The organism is Mycobacterium sp. 236(2023) (assembly GCF_029623955.1).
GTDB lineage: Bacteria > Actinomycetota > Actinomycetes > Mycobacteriales > Mycobacteriaceae > Mycobacterium.
This window is the reverse complement of the sequence record NZ_JARSBP010000013.1, coordinates 1-21,319: the sequence shown is the minus strand read 5'-3', so window position 1 is coordinate 21,319 and position 21,319 is coordinate 1. Positions and strand designations below refer to the sequence as shown.

Here is a 21,319-nt window from a genome sequence, read left to right as displayed (position 1 = left end):
CTGGAAGGTACCCGCGACGATGACGGTACGCAGCGAGCGTGGCACCATCGACTTCTTCGACGACGCCAACATCCAGGATCCCTACCCGTTGTACGACCGGCTGCGGGCGACGGGGCCAGTGCACCGCATCGGAGATTCGTCCTTCCACGTCGTATGCGGTTGGGACGAAGTCAACGAGGCCATCGCGCGGCCCGAGATCTTTTCGTCGAATCTGACTGCCGCCATGACGTACTCGCCAGAGGATGGGGTCGGCGCGGTGGAAATGGAGGGGCTGGGCGGGGCGTCGCACGTCTTGGCGACAGCCGATGACCCGGCGCACGCGCTGCACCGCAAGATGCTCGTTCCGCAGCTCGCCGCCAAGCGCATCAACTCAGCCCAGCAGTTCGTCGGTGAGACGGCTAATGGGCTGCTGACCAACGGTATTGAGGCCGGTCGCATCGAATGGATGAGCTCGGTCGCGAATCGGTTCCCGATGATGGTGGTGGCGCGGATCATCGGCTTGCCTGCCGAGGATGTCGACATGCTCATCGCGTCCGGATACGCCACCACGCAACTGCTCGACGGACTGGTCTCCGCAGAACAGCTGAACGCAGCAGCCATGGCCGCGGTCGAACTCAGCGGCTACATCAGCGAGCACTTCGAGCGCGCTGCAGCCGATCCCGGCGACAATCTGCTGGGCGACCTCGCGACGGCATGCGGGTCAGGTCGGCTTGATGACACGTCGGCGCGGGTGATCATGCTGACCCTATTCAGTGCGGGCGGCGAATCGACTGCCTCGCTCCTAGGCACAGCGATGTGGCTGCTGGCCACCCGTCGCGATGTGCAGCGCAGGCTGAGGGACGAGCCCGAACTGCTGCCCGCCTTCATCGAGGAGACTCTGAGATTCGAACCTCCATTCCGTGGGCATTACCGGCACGTCGTCTCCGACACCACGCTCGGGGGAGTACCGCTGTCTGCCGGGTCGCGGCTACTGCTGCTGTGGGGCGCCGTCAACCGCGATCCGAGTCAGTTCGATGACCCGGACCAGTTCCGGCTGGACCGCCCACGGGGCAAGAGCCACATGACTTTTGGCAAGGGTGCGCACTTCTGCGTCGGTGCCGCGCTCGCTCGGCTGGAGGCGATGACAGTGTTGCGCACAACGTTGGAGCGCACCGGCTGGATCAGGGCCGTGGAAGTGGGCCGTTGGCTGCCCAGCATCTTGGTGCGACGGCTTGACCACCTCGAACTCGAGCTGACGTGACCGATTCGGGAGGTGACCTCGAAGCGCTGATCGTGTATTCGCAACTGGAACAGGCGAAGGCGCAGTACTGCCGATTGATGGACACCAAGGCGTGGTCAGCTCTCGGTGACCTGCTCACCGAGGACGTCGCCTTCGATCTCGCCGGAGACGATCCGTCATCGGTGGCGATCGTGGGCCGCGGCGATGTGCTCACCGCGGTCAGATCTGCGGTCGCCGAGGCGATGACCGCCCATCAGGTGCACTCACCGGAATTCGAAGTCGTCTCCGCCGATGAGGTGCGGGCGATCTGGGCGGTGCAAGAGAGAGTGGTCTGGGAGAACGGGACGTCGTTGACGGCGTTCGGCCACTACCACGATCGGTGGGTGCGCGCCGAAGGGTCCTGGCGTATCGCTGAGCTGCGTCTGACGCACCTCATCATGGAATTCGGCAGGCCCGATCCCGCCTGACGGGATTCGTCAACGCATGCCAGTCCACTCCGTCACCACGGCGCGGTGCTGGGCCCGAGAGCCGAGCGTCGCCACTCTGGTCGCCGCGCGCCGCAGATGTACATGTGCATCGTGCTCCCAGGTGTAGGCGATCCCCCCGAACACCTGCGTAGCCCCTTCAGGTACGCGACGCAACGAGTCGATCGCCCAGAACACGGCGAGAGACACCAGAGCATCGCGGTCGGGATGGCCCAGATCGCACGCGTCGGCGGCTCGGTTCACCAAAGCGCGAGCGACCTCGATCGCACAGCGCTGATCGACGAGGCGGTGCTTGATCGCCTGCCGAGCTCCGATCGGTCGTCCGAATGTCACGCGCATCTTGGCGTACTCGACCGCAGCATCGTTTGCGGCGGAGGCGATCCCGATCAACTCCGCCACGGTCGCAAGCCGCGCTCTGCTTGTCGCCTCGCGATGGCGGCGCACGGCATCCTCACCGGACGTCAACGGGCGGAACGGCGCTCCATCGAGCGTCACGGTCGCCGCGGGGCTGTGATCGAGTGGCTGCTCGAGTTCTCTACGCACACCCCGGGCGTCGGCCTCGACGATCCCGAGCACGGTTTCACCATCGCGTCGGGCGATCACCAGCATTCTGTCCGCTACACCTGCGAAGGGGACGAGTGGCCAGCGGCCGGATACTTCGTCTCCGCTGAGTACTGCGTCGGCAGGGCCCATAATCACAGTGACGCCCTTCGCACACCGCCCCTCGCACCAGTTCGCCGCCGCGGAAGCCGCAAGTGACACGGGGAGCGCAGCCGCTCCGGAGGCCTCGGCGAGTACGCACAGTTCGCGCATGCCGCCCCCGCCGCCACCCCGCGATTCGTCGACGAGGACGTCCGCCCAGCCCAGTTCGATGACCGCCTTCCACAGGTCATCGTCGTAGGCGGGGCCCGACGAGTCGAGCAGTGCGCGCGTGCGGCCGACCGACCACATCCGGGCGAGGATGTCATCGGCAGTCGTACGCAGTTCGGCGAGTTCTACTGCGATATCGGCGATGTCGTGCAGGGACGGTTCGAGTTCATGGGTCACGAGGCAGCCCCAACAGTCTCTCGGCGACGACATTGCGCTGTATCTCAGAGGTTCCGGCCCCGAACGTCGCGGCGCGCATCAGCAGGTAACTCTTGGCTACGTTTCCCTTCTTCGCAGCCGACGGCGAACCGCGTTCGAGAACACCGGCGGCCCCGGCCAGGTCGAGGCCAAAGGTGGCCATTGCCTGATCGACCTCCGAGGTGAGCAGCTTGGCCATCGACGCCTCGGGTCCGGGGCTGACTCCGCGAACGCCTGCGGCTGTCGCCTGAGCCGCGATCTGCCGCAGCGCCTCCACCTGGGCGGTGAAGCGCACCAGGTGATCGGCGATGTAGTCGTCATCGAATCCGTTGGCGCTGAGGTGGTCACCTTCGCGCGCCATGTCGATGAGGATGCGCAGGCGGCGCTCTATGCGGTGCGTGCGGCTCTGGCCGACGCGCTCGTAGCCGAGCGTCGACTTGGCGACCCTCCAGCCGTCGTGCAGCGGGCCCAGCACGTTGCGGATCGGAACCCGGGCGGCATCGAAGAACACCTCGCTGAACTCGGCGTCGCCGGATATCTGACGAATCGGGCGCACGTCGATCCCTGTGGTGTCGAGATCGGCGAGCACGTAACTGATGCCCTTGCGCGGTTCGGCTTCGGGGTCCGTGCGTGCGAGCAGATAGATGCGATTGGCGTAGTGCGCCTTCGAGGTCCACACTTTCTGGCCGGTGATGACGAGTTCCTCGCCGTCGATGACGGCCTGCGTCGAGAGTGAGGCCAGGTCGCTGCCCGCACCGGGTTCGCTGAACCCCTGACACCACACGTCCTCGGCCGACAGAATGCGCGGTAAATAGTACGCGCGCTGATCGTCTGTGCCCCACTGGATGATCGTCGGACCGAGCTGGTTGATGGCGCTGCGGTTGATGGGCTCGGGGGTGCGGGCTGCCGCCATCTCCGCGTTGAATATCAGCTGCTGCACGGGCGTTGCACTACGGCCACCGAACTCTGTCGGCCAGGAGATGGCGGCGAGCCCGGCCTCGTGAAGCCGTTTCTGCCACAACCGCATTCGATCCAGACGAGCGGTCTCGCTACCGGCGACGGCGCGGACGTCCTGCGCTAGCGCGGCCGTGAGGAAGGCCCTGACCTCATCGCGAAAGTCGCGGTCCGCCGCGGACAGCCCCACGCCGTAATCGCGCTCGGTCACGGTCGTTCTCGCACGGTGGCGGCGTCTGCGAGCCAACCCGCGATCATCCCGTAGACGGCTTCGACCGCCTCTGCGGCCGCATCGGCGTCGACCTCGTTCGGGCCGAGGGGGTCGTAATCCACGTCGAACGTGATCGCGGCACTCGACTCCACGGGTGCAACGCTGACGAGTGCCTCGAACCGAGAGACCGGTAGGGGAACGTCGGCGATCGAGTAGCCGAGTCGCATTTGGTGGTGGTCGAGCAACGTCAGTGTCTCGACCGCGGGAATGTCGCCGCCGCCGTAGATCGACCTGCTCATCCCGATGCCCTCGCCGGCAATCTCGACACGCTTTGCGACCGGTATCCAACTGACGTCGGCGAAGTCGGCGAGAAGCGCCCAGACGGCGGCGGCTGGTGCGTCGACCTCTTTGACGATCGCGATGCGAGGCATGGCCAGACATTAGCAGTCGAGTGAACACTTAATCGGATAGTGTTCCGATGTACAGCGCCGCACGTATGACGGAGGGCGAGCATCATGGATGGAACGCCGCAGGAAGGCGACGACTTCGAGGTCGACGATGACTGGGTGCGTTACGCGGTCGTGGAGCCGCACATCGCGGTGATCACGATCAACCGGCCCGATCGCCGGAACGCGATCCTCTCCCCGGATATGCACGACCTGTTCAAGGAGCGACTGGATCGTGCCGAAGTCGATGACGACGTGAAGGTCGTGATCCTTGCCGCCGAGGGCGAAAACTTCTCCAGCGGCGACGACGTGCGCAGGCTGCCCGTCGAACAGGCAGGGTTGACCAAGGGTAAGAAACTCCCGCAAACCGCGCGGCTGGGCAATGCGCGGCGTCTCCACCGGCATCTGACGAACTGGCTGGAATTCCCCAAGACGGTCATTGCGGCCTGTCAGGGTGCCACCCTCGGAGCGGGGATGAATCTGGCCCTGGCGGCCGACATCCTCGTCGTGTCGGAGGATATGTACCTGGCTCGGCCGCAGGCGCGGATCGGGTTCGCCGGTTTCTCCACGGCGATGCCGCTGGCCTTGCTCAAGCTGGGTCCCAATCGAGGTTACGAGGCCATGATCACCGGCCGGAAGGTACGCGCAGCTGAACTCAAGGAGTGGGGTGTCGCCGCGTCGATCGTGCCCGCTGACGGGCTGCGTGACGAAGCGCTTCGGTACGCGCGCGCGATCGCGCACCACTCGGCCGACGGTCTGATGGTTGGTAAGCACGCACTGATCACGTTCTGGAACGCGGTGGGGATGGCGCAGTTCGCGGATTGGGTCCCGATGGGGCACAGCGTGTTCAGCAACCTGTCCTGGCGAGAGGATGAGTTCAACTTCATGAAGGAGCGGACATCGCGCGGGGGTCGCGAGGCGATGGCCGAGCTCGAGCGGCGCTACGCCGAATGGGGTTTCGAGTAGTAGTCAGGTATACAAAATATGTCCAGGTGTTCTGTATGCTGAGGCGAAGCCACCGGTAGAGGAGTGATGATGGGTGTACTCGACGGGCGAAAGGCCCTTGTTACGGGTGCGGGTCGGGGTATCGGTGCTGCGGTCGCCGAGGGTCTCGCGGCAGAGGGTGCGGCGGTCATGGTGTCCGACGCCGGCGTCGCCGTCGACGGCAGCGGGCGCGACGCAGGCCCCGCCGAGACGGTCGCCGCCGCCATCAACGAGCGCGGCGGCAAGGCGTTCTCCGATGCGACCGACATCACCGACTTCACCGCGTGCGAGGACCTGATCACCCGCACGGCCGCGACTCTGGGCGGCTTCGACATCATGGTGAACGCCGCGGGCATCCTGCGCGACGGCATGATTTTCAAGTTGAGCGAGCAGGACTTCGACTCGGTGGTGGCCGTTCACCTCAAGGGAACGTTCAACCTGACGCGGCACGCTGCCGCCTGGTGGCGCGAGAATCGGGGTGGTCAGTACCGCCTGATCAACTTCACGTCGATGTCGGGCCTGCAAGGCGCGCCGAGTCAGCCCAACTACGCGGCCGCCAAGATGGGAATCGTCGGGTTGACGTTCTCCTGTGCCAATGCACTGAAGGGCTACGGCGTGCGCTCCAACGCCATCGCCCCCATCGCCGGCACGCGAATGACGCAGGGCATCAAAGGCGGTGGCAGCATGGACTACTCGCCGGAAAACAAACGGCTCGCACCCGAAAACGTCGTGCCGCCGGTGGTTTACCTGGCCAGTGAGCAGTCGGAGTGGCTCAATCGCCGGGTGATCTTCGCGGGCAACGGACGAATCAGCCTCATGTCCAACCCCGTCGTCGAACGCGAGATCGTTGCGTCGTCGGGAACCTGGGACATCCCGACCGCCTTCACCGAGATCGAGACGTCGTTCAAGGAAGCGGTGCTCTACCCCAACATCTTCGACAAGCCACCCGCCAGCTGAAGCACCGGAAGGGGTGCGCGATGACCGCCATGGAGGAGAAAGCCGAACCGATTGAATCGGCGGTAACCGGAAGGGTGCCGTCCCGCTACGCGTGCGGCGAGACCTTTGTGCCCAAGAGTCGCTACATCGATCCCGAGTTCCTGAAGCTCGAACTCGATCGCCTGTTCACCCAGGTGTGGCAGCCGGCCTGCCGGGAGGAGGAGGTCCCCGAGCCGGGAAGCTACTACGAGTACGTCATCGGCAGGCAGTCCATCATGGTGGTCCGCCAGAAGGACGGCACGATCAAGGCCTTCTACAACGCGTGCACCCACCGTGGAATGAAGGTGGTGCGCGGCGCGGGCTGCGCGGTGGACGGTGATCTCCGTTGCGAATTCCACGGATGGCGATTCGCCTTCGACGGCCGGTCGTCGTTCGTCCCGTCTCGCGACGAGTTTCTGAACCGTCCGCGGGATCAGTGGTCGCTGCGCGAGGTCGCGGTGGGCACATGGGGCGGTTGGGTCTTCATCAGTATGGCCGAGAATCCGCCGGAGCTGCTGAAGTGGTTGGATCCCCTGCCTACGGCGCTGGAGCCGTTCCGGTTGCAGGACATGCGGTTCCGGTGGCGCAAGCGCACCCGGTTGGCCGCCAACTACAAGACAGTCATCGACGCGTTCATCGAGGGTTACCACACACCCGGAACGCACCCGCAGACGCTGCGAGCGGCGCAGGGTCCGCGGCCATCGGCCGAGCCCGCCCCGCCGCAGGAGTTCGTCTACGCGCCATACACGCCGACAATCCCGTACCGCAACCATTCGCGCTTCGTGTACACCGCCCGGCCGGACAGCGGTGACCGCGACAACGCCAGGAAGGAACAGGCCGCCCGGCCCGAGGTGTTCGCGAACTCGATGCAGTACAACTACCTCGAGGTCGGTTCGCTGGTCACCGAAAGGGACTACCGGGCGGCGCAGAAGCTGGCCACGCTGGAACCCGGTGACATCCCGCCGTTCGTCCTCTACCACCAGATGTGCGAGGAACTGGCGCTCGCCGAGGGCGTCGACTTCCCGAAAATGTCGATGGAGCAGTATTTCGCGGGTAACGGTGATTGGCACGTCTTCCCGACCCTCGTAATCCTGGTGGAAAAGTCGTGTGTGTTGGGATACCGCATGCTGCCCGACGACGAAGACCCCAATCGCTGCGTGTTCGAAATGTTCTCGCTGGAGCACTTTGCGCCAGGCGAAGTGCCGCAGACCAACTGGCTGGAAGTGGAGCGCTGGGAGGACCACGACGGTTGGGGCGAATTGCCCACCCAGGACCTCAAGAACATCGACGCCATTCACGCCGGAATGCACTCCCGAGGATTCGAGGGTCTCTGGTTGAACACCGCGCAGGAGATGTCGATCCGCAACGAGCACGCGATCGCCGATCGATTCATCTTCGGCGTCGACGTTGAGAATCAGGGCGATGGCTGATGGAGCGGGCGGCCGCCCGCTGCCGGCGCTGACCGCAAACAATCGGCCGTACTGGACGTCGGGGGCCGACGGCGTATGGTGGTTGCAGCGTTGCCCCGACTGCCGACGTCTCATCCATCCGCCGACGCTCCGTTGCCAATTCGACCACGCGGTTCCGGAGTGGGAGGCGCTGTCGGGTCGTGGAGTCGTGGAGTCGTGGACCGTGAACCACCACCCCTTCTATCCCGGCATACCGACCCCGTACGTCATCGCCTTCGTGAACCCCGTCGAGGATCCACGAGTCCGAGTGCTCACGAATATCGTTGATGTGGACCCCGACCGGATCCACGTCGGTATGTTCGTGCGAGTCACATTCGCGCCGGGCTCCGACGACATCGACGACGACGTGTACCTTCCGCTTTTCACCGCGGAGATTTGATGGCCGGTCGCCTCACCGACGACGTGATCATCAGCGGTATCGGCCAGTCGGACATCGGACGGCGGCTTGGCCGCGACCCGATGCAACTCACCGTCGACGCCTGTGTCGCCGCGGTCGAGGACGCCGGTCTCACGCTCGCTGACGTCGACGGGCTGACAACCTATCCGGGCGCATCCATGGCCGGCAGGGGGTTCTCCGGTGCCGGATTGCGGGAACTTCACGACGCCCTGGGCATCCGGCCCAACTGGGTGGCTGGGGGTGTGGAGTATCCGGGTCAGCTGGGTGCGGTCGTCGACGCCATGCTCGCCGTCGCCGGCGGCATGGCCAACCATGTGCTGTGCTGGCGCAGCATCTGGGAAGGCACCGCGCAGGGCAGCGACCGGCGTCGAGGCTACGGCGTGCCGACAGGTTCGCGTGCGACCGGACAGCTGGGCTGGCAACTCCCGTACGGAGCGTCGGCGGCGAATCTTGCTGCGCTGCAGATCCGCTCGCGCATGAACCGGTTCGGTCTGACCAGGGAGCAGCTCGGTCAGATCGCCATCGTGCAGCGTTTGCACGCCGCGTTGAATCCGAAGGCGGTGTACACCGATCCGATCGATCTGGCGGAGTACATGAACGCACGTATGGTGTCAGATCCGCTGTGTATGTACGACTGCGACATCGCCTGCGACGGCGCGACGGCGTTCGTCGTGTCACGTGCCGAGCACGCGGCCTCACTGGATCACCCAGGCGTCGTGGTGGAGTCGCTCGACTGCGCACACCACGACCGGTTCCTCTGGGAGGGTGGGCAGGACATCGCGCGGTTGAACTCGCGGTGGTCGACGATCTGGGAGCGAACGGACTTTACCGCAGACGACGTCGACTACGCGTCCCTGTATGACGGTTTCAGCATCTTCGTGCTGTGCTTCCTCGAAGACTTCGGCTTCTGCGAGTTCGGTGAATCGGGGGAGTGGGTGTCTGACCCCACGAGATTCTCGCTGGGTGGTGATCTACCGATCAACACTGGCGGCGGGCAACTGTCAGGTGGCAGGCTGCACGGCTTCGGTCACCTGCACGAGGCCTGTGTACAGGTGCGGGGTGACGGAGGTGCGCGCCAGGTTTCCGATGCCGCGCTCGCGGCTTGTGGCGTCGGCGGCGCGAACAGCGGTACGACAATGATGTTGCTGCGCCGCAGCTGATTTCAGCTCACGCGATGAATGTCGTCTTCGTGTCGAGGTACTCCATGATGCCGGCCAGCCCGTTCTCGGTGCCGAGCCCGGACTGCTTGACACCACCGAACGGGGCGTGGGGCTGCAGTGTCCACGTATTGATGCCCACGTTGCCGGCCCGAAGTGCCGCGCCGACGCGCATCGCGCGGCTGACGTCTTTGGTGTAAACGGCTGCGCCGAGTCCGTACTCGCTGTCGTTCGCGATGCGGATGGCGTCCTCTTCGGAATCGAAGGGGATAACGCACAGCACCGGGCCGAAGATCTCCTCCCGCGCGACGGGCATCGAATTGTCGACGTCGACGAGGACGGTGGGGGCCACGAAGTTGCCCGTGGCCGGCGCTGCGGCAGGGGGTTCGAGGCCACCGGCGGCGATGGTCGCGCCGTCGGCGACCGCGCGACTGATGTGCTGCCGCACCCGATCCCGGTGCGCGCCGCTGATCATGGGAGCGGCGTTCACCGTGGGATCGAACGGGTCGCCGTAACCCGCTGCTGCGGCGAACCCTGCCAGCTGAGCGACGACGTCGTCATATACGGGGCGCTCAACGAGAATCCGCGACTGACACACGCACACTTGGCCCGACATTCCGAGGAACGCGTTGCCTGCGGCCATCGCGACGCCGAGTCCGATGTCGCCGTCGCCAAAGATCAGCGCGGGACTTTTCCCGCCGAGTTCCAGCGATACGCGGCCGATTCGGCTACCCATTGACGACGCTATTGCCGCACCGACCGCACGGCTGCCGGTGAACGACACCTTGTCGACTCGGTGATCAGAGACGAGGGCCGAACCCACCTCGGATCCCCCGCCCGTCACCATGTTGAAGACGCCGGGTGGCAGACCGATTTCGGCGATCAACTCACCCAGTCGGAGGCTGGTCAGAGGCGCCATCTCGGATGGCTTGGCCACCACGGTGCACCCCGCCGCAAGTGCCGGTGCCACCTTTTGACTCATGAGTCCAAGGGGGGCGTTCCAAGGGGTGATGAGCCCGACGACACCGACCGGCTCATGCGTGCTGAAGGCAAAGGGTTGGCCGGCTTCCCACCGCGGATAAGTGTCGCCCGTCACCTTGTCGATCCACCCGGCGTAGATGTCGAACAGGTCGGCCGGGTATTGAGCGCCCATCTGGTAGAAGCCGGCGAACGACACCGGAGTCGCGTTGTCCAACGACAGCAGCGTCGCCAGGTTGTCGGCGTCGGCGCGAACGGCGTCCGCGATGCGATGTAGGTAACGGGCGCGTTCGCGGCCCGGCATGCGAACCCACGGTCCGTCATCGAATGCGGCCCTGGCGGCGCGGACGGCAGAGTCCACCGCGCCGATACCCCCGTCCGGGACCTCGAACACCACCTCGCCGGTCGTGGGATGACGGTGGCGTATCGGAGTGGCTGTGCCGTCGACCCAATTGTTGTTGATCAACATCTTCGGGGGCGGCAGCATCGCGGCGTTGAGGCGGTCGGAGATAGAGATGGCGGTCATTGTAGACAGTATGACACTTACTGTTCAGTCATACAGTGCAGCTTCGAACGCTCCGACTCACCTTGACGTCGCGCTAATCAGGCACCGTTCGAGGAAAGTTGAGCAATCGTCGCGCGTTCGTCTCCACGATCATCGAGCATTCGTGGTCGGGCACATCGGCGAGGACATCGGCGGCGCGCTTCCGCGAATTAGGCCACGTCGAATCGGAGTGCGGGAAGTCGGTCTCGATCATGATGCGGTCTACCCCGATCGTGTGTCGATTCGCCAATCCGTGTTCGTCGTCGATGAAGCAGCCGTAGAAGTGCCTGCGAAACAGTTCCGACGGCCGAGCGTCGAAATCGATCGGCTGGTAGTAGCGGTGGCGCTCCCAGACGTAGTCCGCGCGCTCGAGGATGTAGGGCACCCAGCCGATTCCGCCCTCAGCGAGTGAGAATTGCAGATCGGGGAACTTCTGCAACTTGCCCGAGAACAGTAGATCGACGGTGGACCACATCAGGTTGGTCGCGAAGAGTGTGATCGCCACGGCGAATGGCGAGTCGGGCATCGGCCGCTCGCCGTTGACCGCCTCAAGCGTCGAGTACTTTGCCATTGGCGAGAAAGAGAAGCCGGGGACGTATCCCCCGGATCCGAAGTGCATCGAGACCGGGATCCTGCTCTCCGAGCACACCTTCCATAGGTGATCCCAGTGATCGGAGTGAAACGACGGGAGGCCTAGGGGCACTGGGCTATCGGGGAACGACACCGTCCGAGCACCCATTGCGGCCGTCCGTTCGACCTCGGCGACACACGCGTCGATGTCCCAGACGGGTAGTAGTGCCAACGGAATATAGCGATCGGGGGCAGTTGCGCACCATTCGTCGATGTAGAAATCGTTCCACGCCTGCACGCACAGCAAGGCGAGTTCCTTGTCGTGGGCGCGTTGGAAGGTTCCCCCTGCGAAGCCGGGAAAAGAGGGGAAGCACAGTGCTGCCTGGGTGCCGTCGAGGTCCATATCGGCGATTCGGGCGGCAGGGTCATAACAGCCGGGGATCATGTCCTCGTACCGAACCGGATCCATCCCCCAGTCTTGCATCGGTTTACCCGCGACGGCATTCAATCCGATGGTCGGGTAGACGACGTCCTCGTAGGACCAGAGGTGGTTGCCATCGCGCTCGATGATGCGCGGGCCGGACTCGCGGTACTTGGCGGGAAGCCTGTCCTGCCAGACTCTGGGGTGCTCTACAAGGTGATCGTCGACCGAGACGATCTGGTGCTCGTCCTGCAGTGGCATGTCGGTTCCTCGCCTCTGGAATCGTCCGTGAGCCGCAGACGAAAATCAGCCTAGCAAGAAGAAGACAGAAAAACACATGATGACTATGTGTTTATTCTGTCGAGTCCGGGCTGGGTAGGTTTCGATGGGCCTCGCCGGGATGGCCGAAGAAATCCTGAAAGTTCGCGTCGTTGATGGGCTGTGCCGCGTTGCGCCGAGCCGCGGCACGTAAATCGCGAAGGCGAACCTCTGCGCGCACGAGCTCTTTCGGCGAGCCTGTATTGGCCAGTTGGGCAACCTTAAGCGCTGCGGCGGCGATTTCCAGGCGTAGGCGTTCACCGACCTCGCGAAAGGTGAGAAGATCATGATCGTCTTGGTCCAGCCTTTCCCGATTGGCTGTCGTCCGACTGTACGGCGGTTCGGTTCCAGACATTGGCTCTCCTGTCATCGCTTCGCACACCCCGTCCGCGAACAGCTGGAAGTCCAGTGTCATGCAATTTCACCAAAAGTGGCTCGCTCAGTCGGACTTGGCGCGCCACAGCGGCTGACCGTCAAGTGCCTGACAGAACAGGTAGCGGCCGTCGAGGCCCTGAGCGACAGTGTTCTCCAGCCCCTGACACAGAGAGTTCTCCGCTTTGACGCCCTTCATGGGCAGGGACCGGAAGTATCGCGGTTCGTAGCGCCGCGGGGAGCCGCAGAACACCAATCGGCCCCAAGAGGTTGTGCCGAAGACGTAGTACTGGGTGTCGTTGCACGACGCACCCAGGGTGACGCCCCCCTTGATCCCCGGGGTGCAGAATGCGTCGTTGCAGTCCTGCGCTTGCGCCTCTCCCGCGGGTCCGACCACTATGGCTGCGCTGATCATCGTGACGACGACCGAAACTCTCGTGGCCGGCCGCTGCATGCATACCACTCTATCGGATGCGCGCATCGGCGTGACAAATATGCACTTTCTGTTCTACCGTTACAGCCATGGCTATAGGGCCTGCTCGAGGGCTCCATGTTCGTCTCCGACCTATCTCCGCAAGCAGGGGCTTCCGGACATTGACGACAATCAGCGTGTGCCTGCTGGCACAGTGGAATGTCCCGCTCGCTCACGGCGTGAACCCCGAGTTGGCGCTGAACGGTACTTATGCCGCTGTGTCCATTGGTAATTGGGCTAAGACCAATGAGGTCTACATCGACGAGCAGGTCGTCCGCAGCATTTGGACCATCGTGTCGTCCTGCTCTGACCCTGACAATTGCGTCGGCCACGTGCACAGCGATCAAGGCTGGGACGCCGAAATCGGTATGCAGGCGAACATGTGGAGTGTGCGCCGCGACGTCCCCAACTGGATTCCATGCCCAGACGGCACTGCATATCCGGGTCGACAACTATTTCGCTTCGCACCGGCCGGCCCAGGCGGGCGTCGAGTGGTCGGTTCGTCCGTCCTCGCCGGGGAAGACGTGACGGCTGGACCCGCGGGTGCGTGCGGAGTCGGTCAACCGCTCGTCATCCGAATGCCGTTCAGGCTGGACAAGATCAGCTGACAGTCAAGCTAGTTCGGCATCAGATCTCGCCACGTTTTCGGAGTCCCGACAGTCACCAAGTCGGATTGCACGTGAGTTTGGCCATCGGGCGTGACGTAACGACCGGATGCCGGATCGTATTGCGCAAAGGCCACCGGGCCTGACGCTGCAGATTGCGGTATCGCGTTCGTCGCTGGAGGTGCGGGCTGCGCCGACGGCATCGGCGGCCCCGGTGGGGGAGGAGCCGCCACCTGACCAGGCGGGGAGGTCCCTGTCCCAGGCGGCAGGGGGGTGCCCTCGACCGGTCCGTAGAGGCCCTGACCCGGCAAGATGCGATCGTCCGGCGGGATACCCTGCGCAATGGTGTTGGGGTCGATCGGATTGGGCCCCAGGGCATGCTGCCGCAGGGCCAACGGGTGATAAGACTGGTCACTTCGGCAAATTTCGACCGTCGGCGCCCGCTTTCCCGGGTTTTCGACACAGGGGGTGTTGCGGGCACCGCGCACGGCGATCGGTGAGTCCTGCGGAAGCTTGCAGAACAGATCGTCGGGTGTGTCGATGTCGGTGAGGTCCGCCGGGGAACGCCACTGCGACGTCGGCAGAAAGCCGACGGTGCAGGCGGGCGGATCGCCGCTGGTTGCGGTGAAGTCGCCGAGCGGCCATCCGGTGGGATTGTTCCATGGAATCGCAAAGCCCTGCAGCGCAGCGATATACGGAGGGAAAAGGACCAGCAGTTGCTCGACGCCCGGCCGGTAGGTCACGGCAATTTGACCGACGGTGGTCAAATTGGCCAGGAGTAGCGGGAGTGTGGGTCGGACATCGCTGAGCAAACGCGCCGCCTCGTCAGCGGCTCCGGGGCCGACTTCCAAGATGTTCCGTACGGCGGCGTCGTTCTCATCGATCTGGCGGGTGATCCCGGCGAGATTGCTTGCCCACTGACGCAGGGAATCCGTTGTCTGCTGTTGGGCATCGAGAAGCGGGACGCTGTCGTCGGTGAGCGCGCTCGCCGCCTCGCCGTTGGCCCTCAGTGCCTCGCTGAGCGTAGAGGACGAATCGACGAGTGATCCGAGGTCGAAATCGGCTCCGTCGAGAGCCTGGGAGGTCTCGTCGAGCAGATCGGCAATCCGGTCCTTGGGAATGCTGCTCAGCAGCGCACTCATCTGGTCGAGCATCGGCCCCACCTTCTGCGGAACTGTGACGTCAACGGCTCGTATGACCGATCCCTCGCCGAGATACGGCCCCGTGGCGGTATGCGGACGAAGGTCGACGTATTGCTCTCCCACCGCCGACACACTGCGTATCTCGGCGGTGAGGTCGGCGGGGACCCTGGGGGAGGTCTGCAGACTGAGCGTCGCTCGCGGGCCCCGCGGGGTCAGCTCCAGTTCGGTGACCTTGCCGACCTGCACGCCACGCACCGTCACATTGCTGAAGCGGTAGAGCCCCCCACCCTCGGGAAGTTCCATCGTCACCGTGTACCGGCCGATACCCAAAAGCGTGGGTGCCTGAATGTAGCCGACCACCATTGCGGTGATGCCCAGAACCGATGCGATGGAGAACAGGATCAGCTGGACTCGGACCAGACGGCTGAGCATCAGTGGGCGCCCGGGTAGGGACCCGCAAAGATCTGATCCTGCGGCGGTGCATCGTTGCCCGAATGCCATTGAGCCGGTGGCGCGATCGGGAGTACCGGGCCGGATAACGCCGGCGGAGTTTCCGTACCTGGATTGGGTTGCGCGGAGGGCGCTGGCGAGGTCGCCGGGGCCGGCGGGTTCACAGTGCTGCCGAGTGGATCGTATGTGTAATTTGCGAACCACGGGTCGCCCGGTGCGGGCACCAGCGGCGCATGCGGTTCAGCGAATCTGGTACCGAGTGCCAACGTACGTTTGATACGGGGATACGTCAGATCCAACGTCACAAACAAATTCATGAAGTCGCCCTTCATTCCACGGTCGATGACGTTCTGGGTGAAAGGGAACGTCGTCAGGTAGGCGAGCACCGTGTCGAGGTCCGGCCCAAGATCGGCCACTGAACGCAGGACTGGTTCCAGATTCTGCAGATTCCGGATGAGGTCATCCTGCGTGTCGTTGATCACTCCGGTGGCGGTGTCACTGAAGGTTCGAAGCCGGTCCAAAGCTGCAGTGATACGCGGCCTTTCGCGCACCAGGACATCGAGGGCAGCGGGGATCTTTCGAATCGCCGCGTCGATGACGTCCGAACTCTGGGCCAGAGTGCTGCTGAGATCGTTGAGTTCTTCCAGGGTGACAATCACGTCCCCACGCTGGTCTGCCAGCACCCCGGCGACCTCGTCCAGGCGGGTGAGCAGGTTGCGGACCTGCTCCTCACGCCCGGAAAGGGCAGTACTCGATTCATGGATGATGTCGCTGATCTGGCCGAGGCCGCCACCGTTGACAATGGTGGACAGCGAGGACAGGGTGCGCTCAGTCGACGGAAAGGTCGACGACTTGTTCAGCGGTAGGGTCGCGTTTGGGGCTAGGCGGCCGCGGGGCTGTTCGCCCGGCGGCGGATTCAGCGCCAGATGCATCGATCCCAGCAGGCTGGTCTGACCGATGGTGGCCACCGCGTTCTCGGGCACTACGACGTCGGGCTGGACCGACACTTCCACTGTGGCGTGCCAGTTGTCGACGTCGAGTTTGTCGACACTGCCGACAGTCACATCGGAGATGAGTACGGGTGAATTGGGTTCCAGTGTACCGACATTGGCGATCTCTACGACATAGGTCACGGCACCGGCGTCGCGACCTACCGTGCCGGGAAGAGGCAGGGAGTTGAGTCCCTGGAAACCGCAGCCGCCGGAGATGCTGACGACGATGGCGCAGAGCACGGTCCGACGAAGGAGCAGAGAACTCATGGGGACGGTACCCCCGGCGTTGTCGACGGGGACGGAGGGAGTACGGCTTCGGCGGCGCCCTGTGGTTCAGAATGCGGCAATATGAGGGTGTCGACTGTAGCAGGCGCGGCAGGGGGAGGACCGGGCGGTGGACCATAGCCAGGAGGAGGTGGCACGTCCCCGTCGCTGCCGGTGTACGCCGACACGGCGGGGGGAACCTCGGCAGGCCCTGGTGGGGTGCCTAGACCTCCAGGCGCCAAGCGGGGATCCGAGTACACCAGGTTCTGTGGTTGGGCGACGGCGCTGAGTAGGGGATTGAAGGGTATTGGCAGATAGTTGAAGTTCGCCAGGCGCAACGCCGGGCCGAGGTACTCGGCACACAAGCGTGCGGTCTCAGGCGCCGTAGCATTCTCCACGGCACCGATTCCAGAGCAGAGGAACTGGACAGGATTCGAGAAGTTCTGGAAGACAAAGGAGCCGACGAAGGTTCCGCTGTCGGGGTTGTACATATTGTAGGTGTTGGCCAGCGCCGTCGGCGCGGCGTGCAGGATGTTCTCGACTGATTTCCGTTGCTCGACTAGAACCTTGGTGAGGTCGGCGAGGCGCTCGACCTGTTCGCTCGTCTGAGCTCGGCTACCTTCAATGAACCTTCTCGCGTCATCGATGGCACTGGAGAGCGTGGTCAAAGCGGAATCGAGGTCGCTTCTGCTGTCGTTGACCACATCCGAAAGCGCCGCGAACCGGTCTTGGAACTGAACGATCTGAACATTGCTGTCGCGCAACGCCGAAACGAAGCGCTGCAGATTGGTCACCACATCGACCAGATCACCGCTTCCCTCGGCGAAGATTCGACCCGCCGCGGATAGCTGAGCGAGTGTCTCGCGAAGTTTGGCACCGTTGCCGTCCAGGGCATTTGCGGCGCTGTCGATGAAGCGCGCCACCGAGGTCTGCTCGTCGGGCGACGTCGGGCCTAGGTCTTCAGCGATCCTTGCCAACTGTTCTTTGACCTCATCCCACTCCACCGGGATCGCCGTGCGGTCCAGGGGAATGACACCACCGTCGGGCATCGTCGGCCCGTCGGAGTCGTAGGCCGGTGCTAGCTGAATGTAGCGAGCCGCAACGAGATTGGGGGCAACGATGATAGCCCGGGCATCGGCAGGTATCGGCACGCCGCGGTCGACGCGCATGGCAATTTTGGATTGCGTTCCCTCTGACTCAATCGAGGAGATCGTCCCCACCTCGACGCCTAGGACGCGAACTTGATCGCCGGGATAGATGGCTGTGGTGGAGGAGAAGTATGCATAGATCGTTGATGGTGCGAAGAACGTTTGTCGCACCAGAAAGGCTGAGGACGCAACCATCAGCACGACGAAGATGGCTGCAACACCGGCCATCAAGCGTCTACGGGTTGCCGTCATCGGGGAGATCTCCTGGTTGTGGAATGCCGTTGACTGGGAAGGGAAGCTCCGCTCGGGGACCGGCGTTGTCCGGTGGCTGGCCGGCGTTGACTCCCCTTCGGAACCCGAAGGCGTAGTCGAGGAAAGGTTGGAGGAACTGCGAGGGGATCAGGTTGGCGACGAATGCGTTGTAATACGCGCCGGAGGCGATCGTTTCGCCCTGCGTACGCTGAAACTTCTCGAGTCCGGGGAGCGCTGCCGCTATGTTGTCGCGATTCTTCTGCAGCATGGCGTTGACTGAGTTCAGCTTGGCAAGCATCGGCGCCAGCTCAGCTTCGTTGTCGTCAACCAATCCCGAAATTTGTTGCGACACTGCCGATGTATTCGCCAGAAGGTTGGCAATAGCAACCCGTCGATCCACGAGCACCGCCATGAGGTCGTTGGCATTGAGGATCAAGGAGTTCACCTGCGCGCTACGGTCCGAAAGCACCTGTGTGACCTCGGCCGAATTCGCCAGCAGCTGGCCGATGTCATCGTTTCGCTCGTTGAGCATTCGCGACACCCGCGTCAGACCCTCGAATGTGGGTCCCAGCTGCGGGGCGATCTGATCGAGCGTTTGGGCTAGTACGTCGAGGGACTGGTTGACGCCGGTGGTGTCAGTTCCGGCGATCTGTGTCGACAGGTCACCGACTGCGTCATTGAGGGAGTAGGGCGATGAGGTGCGTGTCAGGGGAATCTCTGTCGATGGGTCCAACACACCCGGTCCGACCGATTCCACTGTCAGTGTCCGCTCACCGAGCAACGACCCCGTGCGGATGTGAGCGGTGGAGTCGCGGCCGAAGGTCACCCGGGCATCGGCGGTGAAGCCCACTCTGACCCGATCCCTGTCGAGGGCGACGCTCGTGACGTGACCGACTTTGATACCGGAGACGACGACGTCGTTCCCGGTCTGTAAACCGCCAGCTTCGGCAAAGAGCGCCTGATAGCGGACATCGGTGGCCAGGGACACCAACCGTTCCGGCTGCAGGCCGACCACAATGACGAGAACGACGACGACGATGCCGATGATACCGGCTCGGATCAGTTGCCTACCTTTGTATTTGAGCATCAGGAATCTGCACACCTTCCTGCACCCTGGTTCTTGACCCACGGGAATACTGCGGTTTGTCCCTGCAGATCGCTTACGCGCAGGGTGATGCCACACAGGTAGTAATTGATCCAACTGCCGTACGCGCCGAGTCTGACCAGCTTCTTGAAGTTGCCCGGCGCCTTTTGCAGTGCGATGTCGATCTTGTCTTTGTCAGCGTCGAGAGGTACCGAGAGGCGACTCAGTTGGTCGACTGTAGCGGCCAATGGCGGCCGTCCATGGGTGAGCAGATCGGTCAGCGACGCCGTGCCTTTCTCCAGCGATTCAATCGACGCCCCGATCGGATCGCGGTCGGCGGCAAGGCCGGCGACGAGAGAGTCGAGACGTTCGATCGTTTCTGAGAATTGGCGACCGTCTTTGGCAAGGACAGCCGTGAGGGCGCGCAGGTTGTCGATGACCTGTTGAATCACGTTGCTGTGATCGGCGAGCGTCGAGGTGAACGTGGAAGTTCTGGACAGCAGCGATTCCATCACGCCGCCCTGTCCTTGAAGTGCCTGCAGTAGAGAAGAAGTGAGTACGTTGATGTCTTCGGCATCGAGTCCCTGGGTGAGTGGTCGCAGCCCCCCCAGGAGCAGGTCGAGGTCGAGGGCGGGCGCCGTGCGCTCGGCGGGTATCTGGGTACCGACCGGCAGGCGCTGCGTCGAGCCCGGTGAATCGACCAATTCGAGGTAGCGATCGCCAACGAGATTCAGGTACCGGACCTCGGCCCGTGTGCCATCCGTCAACACGACCTTGCGATCCGCGTCGAAGGACACCAGGACCGACTTGTCCTGGCGTAGCCGGACGTCTGCGACGGTGCCGACGCGGACCCCGGCGACGCGGACCGAGTCGCCTGGACTGAGACGCGCGACGTCGTGGAACACGGCTGAGTAGTCGTTGGTGTCGCCGCCGCGGTAATCGGCGAACATCAACACCAAAAACGCGGTGAGCAGGCCCATCACAGAAGCGAACGCCATGAACTTGACACCAGGTCGACGCATGCCCTACCCCGGCATTCCGATTTGGGAAGAGTTGCGCGGGGGCCCGTCGATAGGGCCGAACAGCAACTGCTTGAGCCCGTCTGAGTTCAACACGATGCCGTCGTTGCCGTACTCCCAACGATTGCCGCCGATGTCGGTGACCAGGAACGGGGAGATCTCCTGCGGCTCCAGGACCGGCATCCCGACCTTTTCGCAGTTGGATCCGCCGCTCGCCGCAACTTTGGGAAGGTCTCCCGGATAGCGATAACGCTCGATGCCCCAGGTGAATCCGATCGACACCATGATTCCGGGCTCCGGCAGCGGCATCCCCTGAGTGAACGGAACCAGGCCCTTCAGCGTGCAATCGACATTCTGGCGGTACTCGTAGAGGAGATCTGTTGTCGGCGCGAGGGTGTGCAGCAAATTGTCAAGTGCACCACGATTTTCGGCGAGAACCGCACTCCCGACCTCGCCGAAGCCGATGGTGCTGACCAAGAGTGCATCGAGATTTGTCTGCTGATCGACGAGTGTTTCGCTGATCCTGGTCGAGCGCTCCAGGACTTCCACGAAATCAGGTGCGGCGTCGGCGTACGCGGATACCACGGGCGGCAGTGCCGACAGATCGCGGCGCAGGTTGGGCACGCTGGGCCCGAAGCGCGTGAGAAACGCATCGAGGTCAGCAAGCATCTGATTGATCTTTTGTCCCCTCCCATCCAAGGCGCGGGACAATTGACCGAGTGTCTCGTTGAGCGTGACGGGATCGATCGTGTCGAGCAGATTAGTTAATCGTTCGAAAACAGTGTTGATCTCGACGGTGACGCGATCACCGTCGAGCACCTGACCGGCAGAGAGCGCCGACGGCGCCGGTTGCGATGGTGGAATCAGATCGACGAACTTCGCGCCGAAGACCGTCGACGAGGTGATGTCGACTCCGACGTTGGAAGGGATCATTGCCATCTGGTCCGGGTTCAACTCGAGATGCAGCGCCGAACGTCCGTTCGGCAGAAGTTCTATGGACCCGACCTTTCCGACGGTGATGCCCTGCATTTTGACCTTGGCGTCGGGGTTCATCACGAGACCAGCACGCTGGGAAAGGACGGTGACTGCGGCCGTACTGGTGAGGTCTCCGCGGAACAGCGTCACGGCCAGCCCAGCCGCAAGCACTACCACGGTGATAAGAGCCATCCCAGCCAGGACCCGGATGTGATTGCTACTCAAGGTTTTTCCCTAGCCCGACAGGTTGAAGTTGCCGTTGGAACCGTAGATCGACAGTGACACCAACAGCGTCACCGACACCACCACGACAAGGGACGTGCGCACGGCGTTGCCCACCGCGGCGCCGAC

21 protein-coding genes and 1 pseudogene are annotated in these 21,319 nt (G+C 63.6%); 8 read left to right on the top strand and 14 right to left on the bottom strand.

Features of this window, described 5'->3' with window-relative positions; genetic code table 11:
- Window positions 1-19: 19 nt before the first annotated feature.
- Window positions 20-1,240, top strand: coding sequence for a cytochrome P450 (locus P9A17_RS31365; RefSeq protein WP_278042709.1), 1,221 nt, complete (start codon window positions 20-22; stop codon window positions 1,238-1,240).
- Window positions 1,237-1,686 carry a nuclear transport factor 2 family protein gene (locus P9A17_RS31360; RefSeq protein WP_278042708.1) on the top strand — a complete coding sequence of 150 codons (450 nt, stop codon included), beginning with the start codon at window positions 1,237-1,239 and terminating at the stop codon, window positions 1,684-1,686. Before P9A17_RS31365 ends, P9A17_RS31360 begins: the two co-directional genes overlap by 4 nt.
- A 9-nt stretch (window positions 1,687-1,695) precedes the next feature.
- Here the strand turns inward: P9A17_RS31360 and P9A17_RS31355 are convergent, their stop codons facing one another.
- The 3 genes from P9A17_RS31355 to P9A17_RS31345 are packed head-to-tail and all read right to left on the bottom strand — an operon-like array spanning window position 1,696 to window position 4,365.
- Entirely contained in the window at window positions 1,696-2,751 is a 1,056-nt protein-coding gene (locus P9A17_RS31355) for an acyl-CoA dehydrogenase family protein (protein WP_278042707.1), read from the bottom strand.
- A complete protein-coding gene (locus P9A17_RS31350) occupies window positions 2,741-3,934 on the bottom strand; it encodes an acyl-CoA dehydrogenase family protein (RefSeq protein ID WP_278042706.1) in 1,194 nt (397 codons plus the stop codon). Before P9A17_RS31350 ends, P9A17_RS31355 begins: the two co-directional genes overlap by 11 nt.
- Window positions 3,931-4,365, bottom strand: coding sequence for an SRPBCC family protein (locus P9A17_RS31345; RefSeq protein ID WP_278042705.1), 435 nt, complete (start codon window positions 4,363-4,365; stop codon window positions 3,931-3,933). Before P9A17_RS31345 ends, P9A17_RS31350 begins: the two co-directional genes overlap by 4 nt.
- Before the next feature lie 84 nt (window positions 4,366-4,449).
- Between P9A17_RS31345 and P9A17_RS31340 the strand changes: the two genes are divergently transcribed.
- From P9A17_RS31340 to P9A17_RS31320, 5 genes are all read left to right on the top strand, one after another.
- Window positions 4,450-5,346 (top strand): enoyl-CoA hydratase/isomerase family protein, encoded by an 897-nt coding sequence (locus P9A17_RS31340; RefSeq protein WP_278042704.1) that lies wholly within the window; start codon window positions 4,450-4,452, stop codon window positions 5,344-5,346.
- Between the two features lie 69 nt (window positions 5,347-5,415).
- Window positions 5,416-6,321: an SDR family NAD(P)-dependent oxidoreductase gene (locus tag P9A17_RS31335; RefSeq protein ID WP_278042703.1), complete on the top strand. Its 906-nt coding sequence runs from the start codon at window positions 5,416-5,418 to the stop codon at window positions 6,319-6,321.
- A 20-nt stretch (window positions 6,322-6,341) separates the two neighbouring features.
- Complete coding sequence (locus P9A17_RS31330; RefSeq protein WP_278042702.1) at window positions 6,342-7,769, top strand: aromatic ring-hydroxylating dioxygenase subunit alpha; 1,428 nt, start codon at window positions 6,342-6,344, stop codon at window positions 7,767-7,769.
- Window positions 7,762-8,187, top strand: coding sequence for an OB-fold domain-containing protein (locus tag P9A17_RS31325; protein ID WP_278042701.1), 426 nt, complete (start codon window positions 7,762-7,764; stop codon window positions 8,185-8,187). The genes P9A17_RS31330 and P9A17_RS31325 overlap by 8 nt, the downstream gene beginning before the upstream one ends.
- On the top strand, window positions 8,187-9,365 hold the full coding sequence (locus tag P9A17_RS31320; RefSeq protein ID WP_278042700.1) for a thiolase family protein: 1,179 nt from the start codon (window positions 8,187-8,189) through the stop codon (window positions 9,363-9,365). The genes P9A17_RS31325 and P9A17_RS31320 overlap by 1 nt, the downstream gene beginning before the upstream one ends.
- Window positions 9,366-9,372: 7 nt before the next feature.
- On the opposite strand, the gene P9A17_RS31315 is transcribed toward P9A17_RS31320, so the two are convergent.
- From P9A17_RS31315 to P9A17_RS31300, 4 genes are all read right to left on the bottom strand, one after another.
- Window positions 9,373-10,866, bottom strand: a complete 1,494-nt coding sequence (locus tag P9A17_RS31315) for an aldehyde dehydrogenase family protein (RefSeq protein ID WP_278042699.1) — start codon at window positions 10,864-10,866, stop codon at window positions 9,373-9,375.
- A gap of 73 nt (window positions 10,867-10,939) precedes the next feature.
- Complete coding sequence (locus tag P9A17_RS31310) at window positions 10,940-12,136, bottom strand: amidohydrolase family protein (protein WP_278042698.1); 1,197 nt, start codon at window positions 12,134-12,136, stop codon at window positions 10,940-10,942.
- Window positions 12,137-12,227: 91 nt separating this feature from the next.
- Window positions 12,228-12,608, bottom strand: coding sequence for an acyl-CoA synthetase (locus tag P9A17_RS31305; RefSeq protein ID WP_278042697.1), 381 nt, complete (start codon window positions 12,606-12,608; stop codon window positions 12,228-12,230).
- A gap of 24 nt (window positions 12,609-12,632) precedes the next feature.
- Window positions 12,633-13,019, bottom strand: a complete 387-nt coding sequence (locus P9A17_RS31300; protein ID WP_278042696.1) for a hypothetical protein — start codon at window positions 13,017-13,019, stop codon at window positions 12,633-12,635.
- Between the two features lie 197 nt (window positions 13,020-13,216).
- On the opposite strand from P9A17_RS31300, the gene P9A17_RS31295 reads away from it, so the two are divergent.
- Entirely contained in the window at window positions 13,217-13,645 is a 429-nt protein-coding gene (locus tag P9A17_RS31295; RefSeq protein WP_278042695.1) for a hypothetical protein, read from the top strand.
- An 8-nt stretch (window positions 13,646-13,653) separates the two neighbouring features.
- Here P9A17_RS31295 and P9A17_RS31290 read toward each other — a convergent pair whose 3' ends face one another.
- The 7 genes and pseudogenes from P9A17_RS31290 to P9A17_RS31260 form a co-directional block, all read right to left on the bottom strand.
- The gene (locus P9A17_RS31290; RefSeq protein WP_278042694.1) at window positions 13,654-15,216 is read right to left on the bottom strand and encodes an MlaD family protein; all 1,563 of its coding nucleotides are present in this window, start codon (window positions 15,214-15,216) and stop codon (window positions 13,654-13,656) included.
- Complete coding sequence (locus tag P9A17_RS31285; RefSeq protein WP_278042693.1) at window positions 15,216-16,493, bottom strand: MCE family protein; 1,278 nt, start codon at window positions 16,491-16,493, stop codon at window positions 15,216-15,218. The genes P9A17_RS31290 and P9A17_RS31285 overlap by 1 nt, the downstream gene beginning before the upstream one ends.
- Entirely contained in the window at window positions 16,490-17,890 is a 1,401-nt protein-coding gene (locus P9A17_RS31280; protein WP_278042692.1) for an MCE family protein, read from the bottom strand. Before P9A17_RS31280 ends, P9A17_RS31285 begins: the two co-directional genes overlap by 4 nt.
- Window positions 17,874-18,977 carry an MCE family protein gene (locus P9A17_RS31275; protein WP_278042780.1) on the bottom strand — a complete coding sequence of 368 codons (1,104 nt, stop codon included), beginning with the start codon at window positions 18,975-18,977 and terminating at the stop codon, window positions 17,874-17,876. Before P9A17_RS31275 ends, P9A17_RS31280 begins: the two co-directional genes overlap by 17 nt.
- Window positions 18,977-19,996, bottom strand: coding sequence for an MCE family protein (locus P9A17_RS31270; RefSeq protein ID WP_278042691.1), 1,020 nt, complete (start codon window positions 19,994-19,996; stop codon window positions 18,977-18,979). The genes P9A17_RS31275 and P9A17_RS31270 overlap by 1 nt, the downstream gene beginning before the upstream one ends.
- Window positions 19,997-19,999: 3 nt before the next feature.
- A complete protein-coding gene (locus P9A17_RS31265) occupies window positions 20,000-21,193 on the bottom strand; it encodes an MCE family protein (protein WP_278042690.1) in 1,194 nt (397 codons plus the stop codon).
- Between the two features lie 9 nt (window positions 21,194-21,202).
- Window positions 21,203-21,319 (bottom strand): annotated as a pseudogene (locus tag P9A17_RS31260) (ABC transporter permease); the annotation flags it as partial.

Coding starts and splice junctions, on each gene's coding strand:
- P9A17_RS31365 (WP_278042709.1), top strand. CDS start 20: ATGACGGTACGCAGCGAGCGTGGCACCATCGACTTCTTCGACGACGCC.
- P9A17_RS31345 (WP_278042705.1), bottom strand. CDS start 4,365: ATGCCTCGCATCGCGATCGTCAAAGAGGTCGACGCACCAGCCGCCGCC.
- P9A17_RS31340 (WP_278042704.1), top strand. CDS start 4,450: ATGGATGGAACGCCGCAGGAAGGCGACGACTTCGAGGTCGACGATGAC.
- P9A17_RS31335 (WP_278042703.1), top strand. CDS start 5,416: ATGGGTGTACTCGACGGGCGAAAGGCCCTTGTTACGGGTGCGGGTCGG.
- P9A17_RS31330 (WP_278042702.1), top strand. CDS start 6,342: ATGACCGCCATGGAGGAGAAAGCCGAACCGATTGAATCGGCGGTAACC.
- P9A17_RS31325 (WP_278042701.1), top strand. CDS start 7,762: ATGGCTGATGGAGCGGGCGGCCGCCCGCTGCCGGCGCTGACCGCAAAC.
- P9A17_RS31320 (WP_278042700.1), top strand. CDS start 8,187: ATGGCCGGTCGCCTCACCGACGACGTGATCATCAGCGGTATCGGCCAG.
- P9A17_RS31315 (WP_278042699.1), bottom strand. CDS start 10,866: ATGACCGCCATCTCTATCTCCGACCGCCTCAACGCCGCGATGCTGCCG.
- P9A17_RS31310 (WP_278042698.1), bottom strand. CDS start 12,136: ATGCCACTGCAGGACGAGCACCAGATCGTCTCGGTCGACGATCACCTT.
- P9A17_RS31305 (WP_278042697.1), bottom strand. CDS start 12,608: ATGACACTGGACTTCCAGCTGTTCGCGGACGGGGTGTGCGAAGCGATG.
- P9A17_RS31300 (WP_278042696.1), bottom strand. CDS start 13,019: ATGCAGCGGCCGGCCACGAGAGTTTCGGTCGTCGTCACGATGATCAGC.
- P9A17_RS31290 (WP_278042694.1), bottom strand. CDS start 15,216: ATGCTCAGCCGTCTGGTCCGAGTCCAGCTGATCCTGTTCTCCATCGCA.
- P9A17_RS31285 (WP_278042693.1), bottom strand. CDS start 16,493: ATGAGTTCTCTGCTCCTTCGTCGGACCGTGCTCTGCGCCATCGTCGTC.
- P9A17_RS31280 (WP_278042692.1), bottom strand. CDS start 17,890: ATGACGGCAACCCGTAGACGCTTGATGGCCGGTGTTGCAGCCATCTTC.
- P9A17_RS31275 (WP_278042780.1), bottom strand. CDS start 18,977: ATGCTCAAATACAAAGGTAGGCAACTGATCCGAGCCGGTATCATCGGC.
- P9A17_RS31270 (WP_278042691.1), bottom strand. CDS start 19,996: ATGCGTCGACCTGGTGTCAAGTTCATGGCGTTCGCTTCTGTGATGGGC.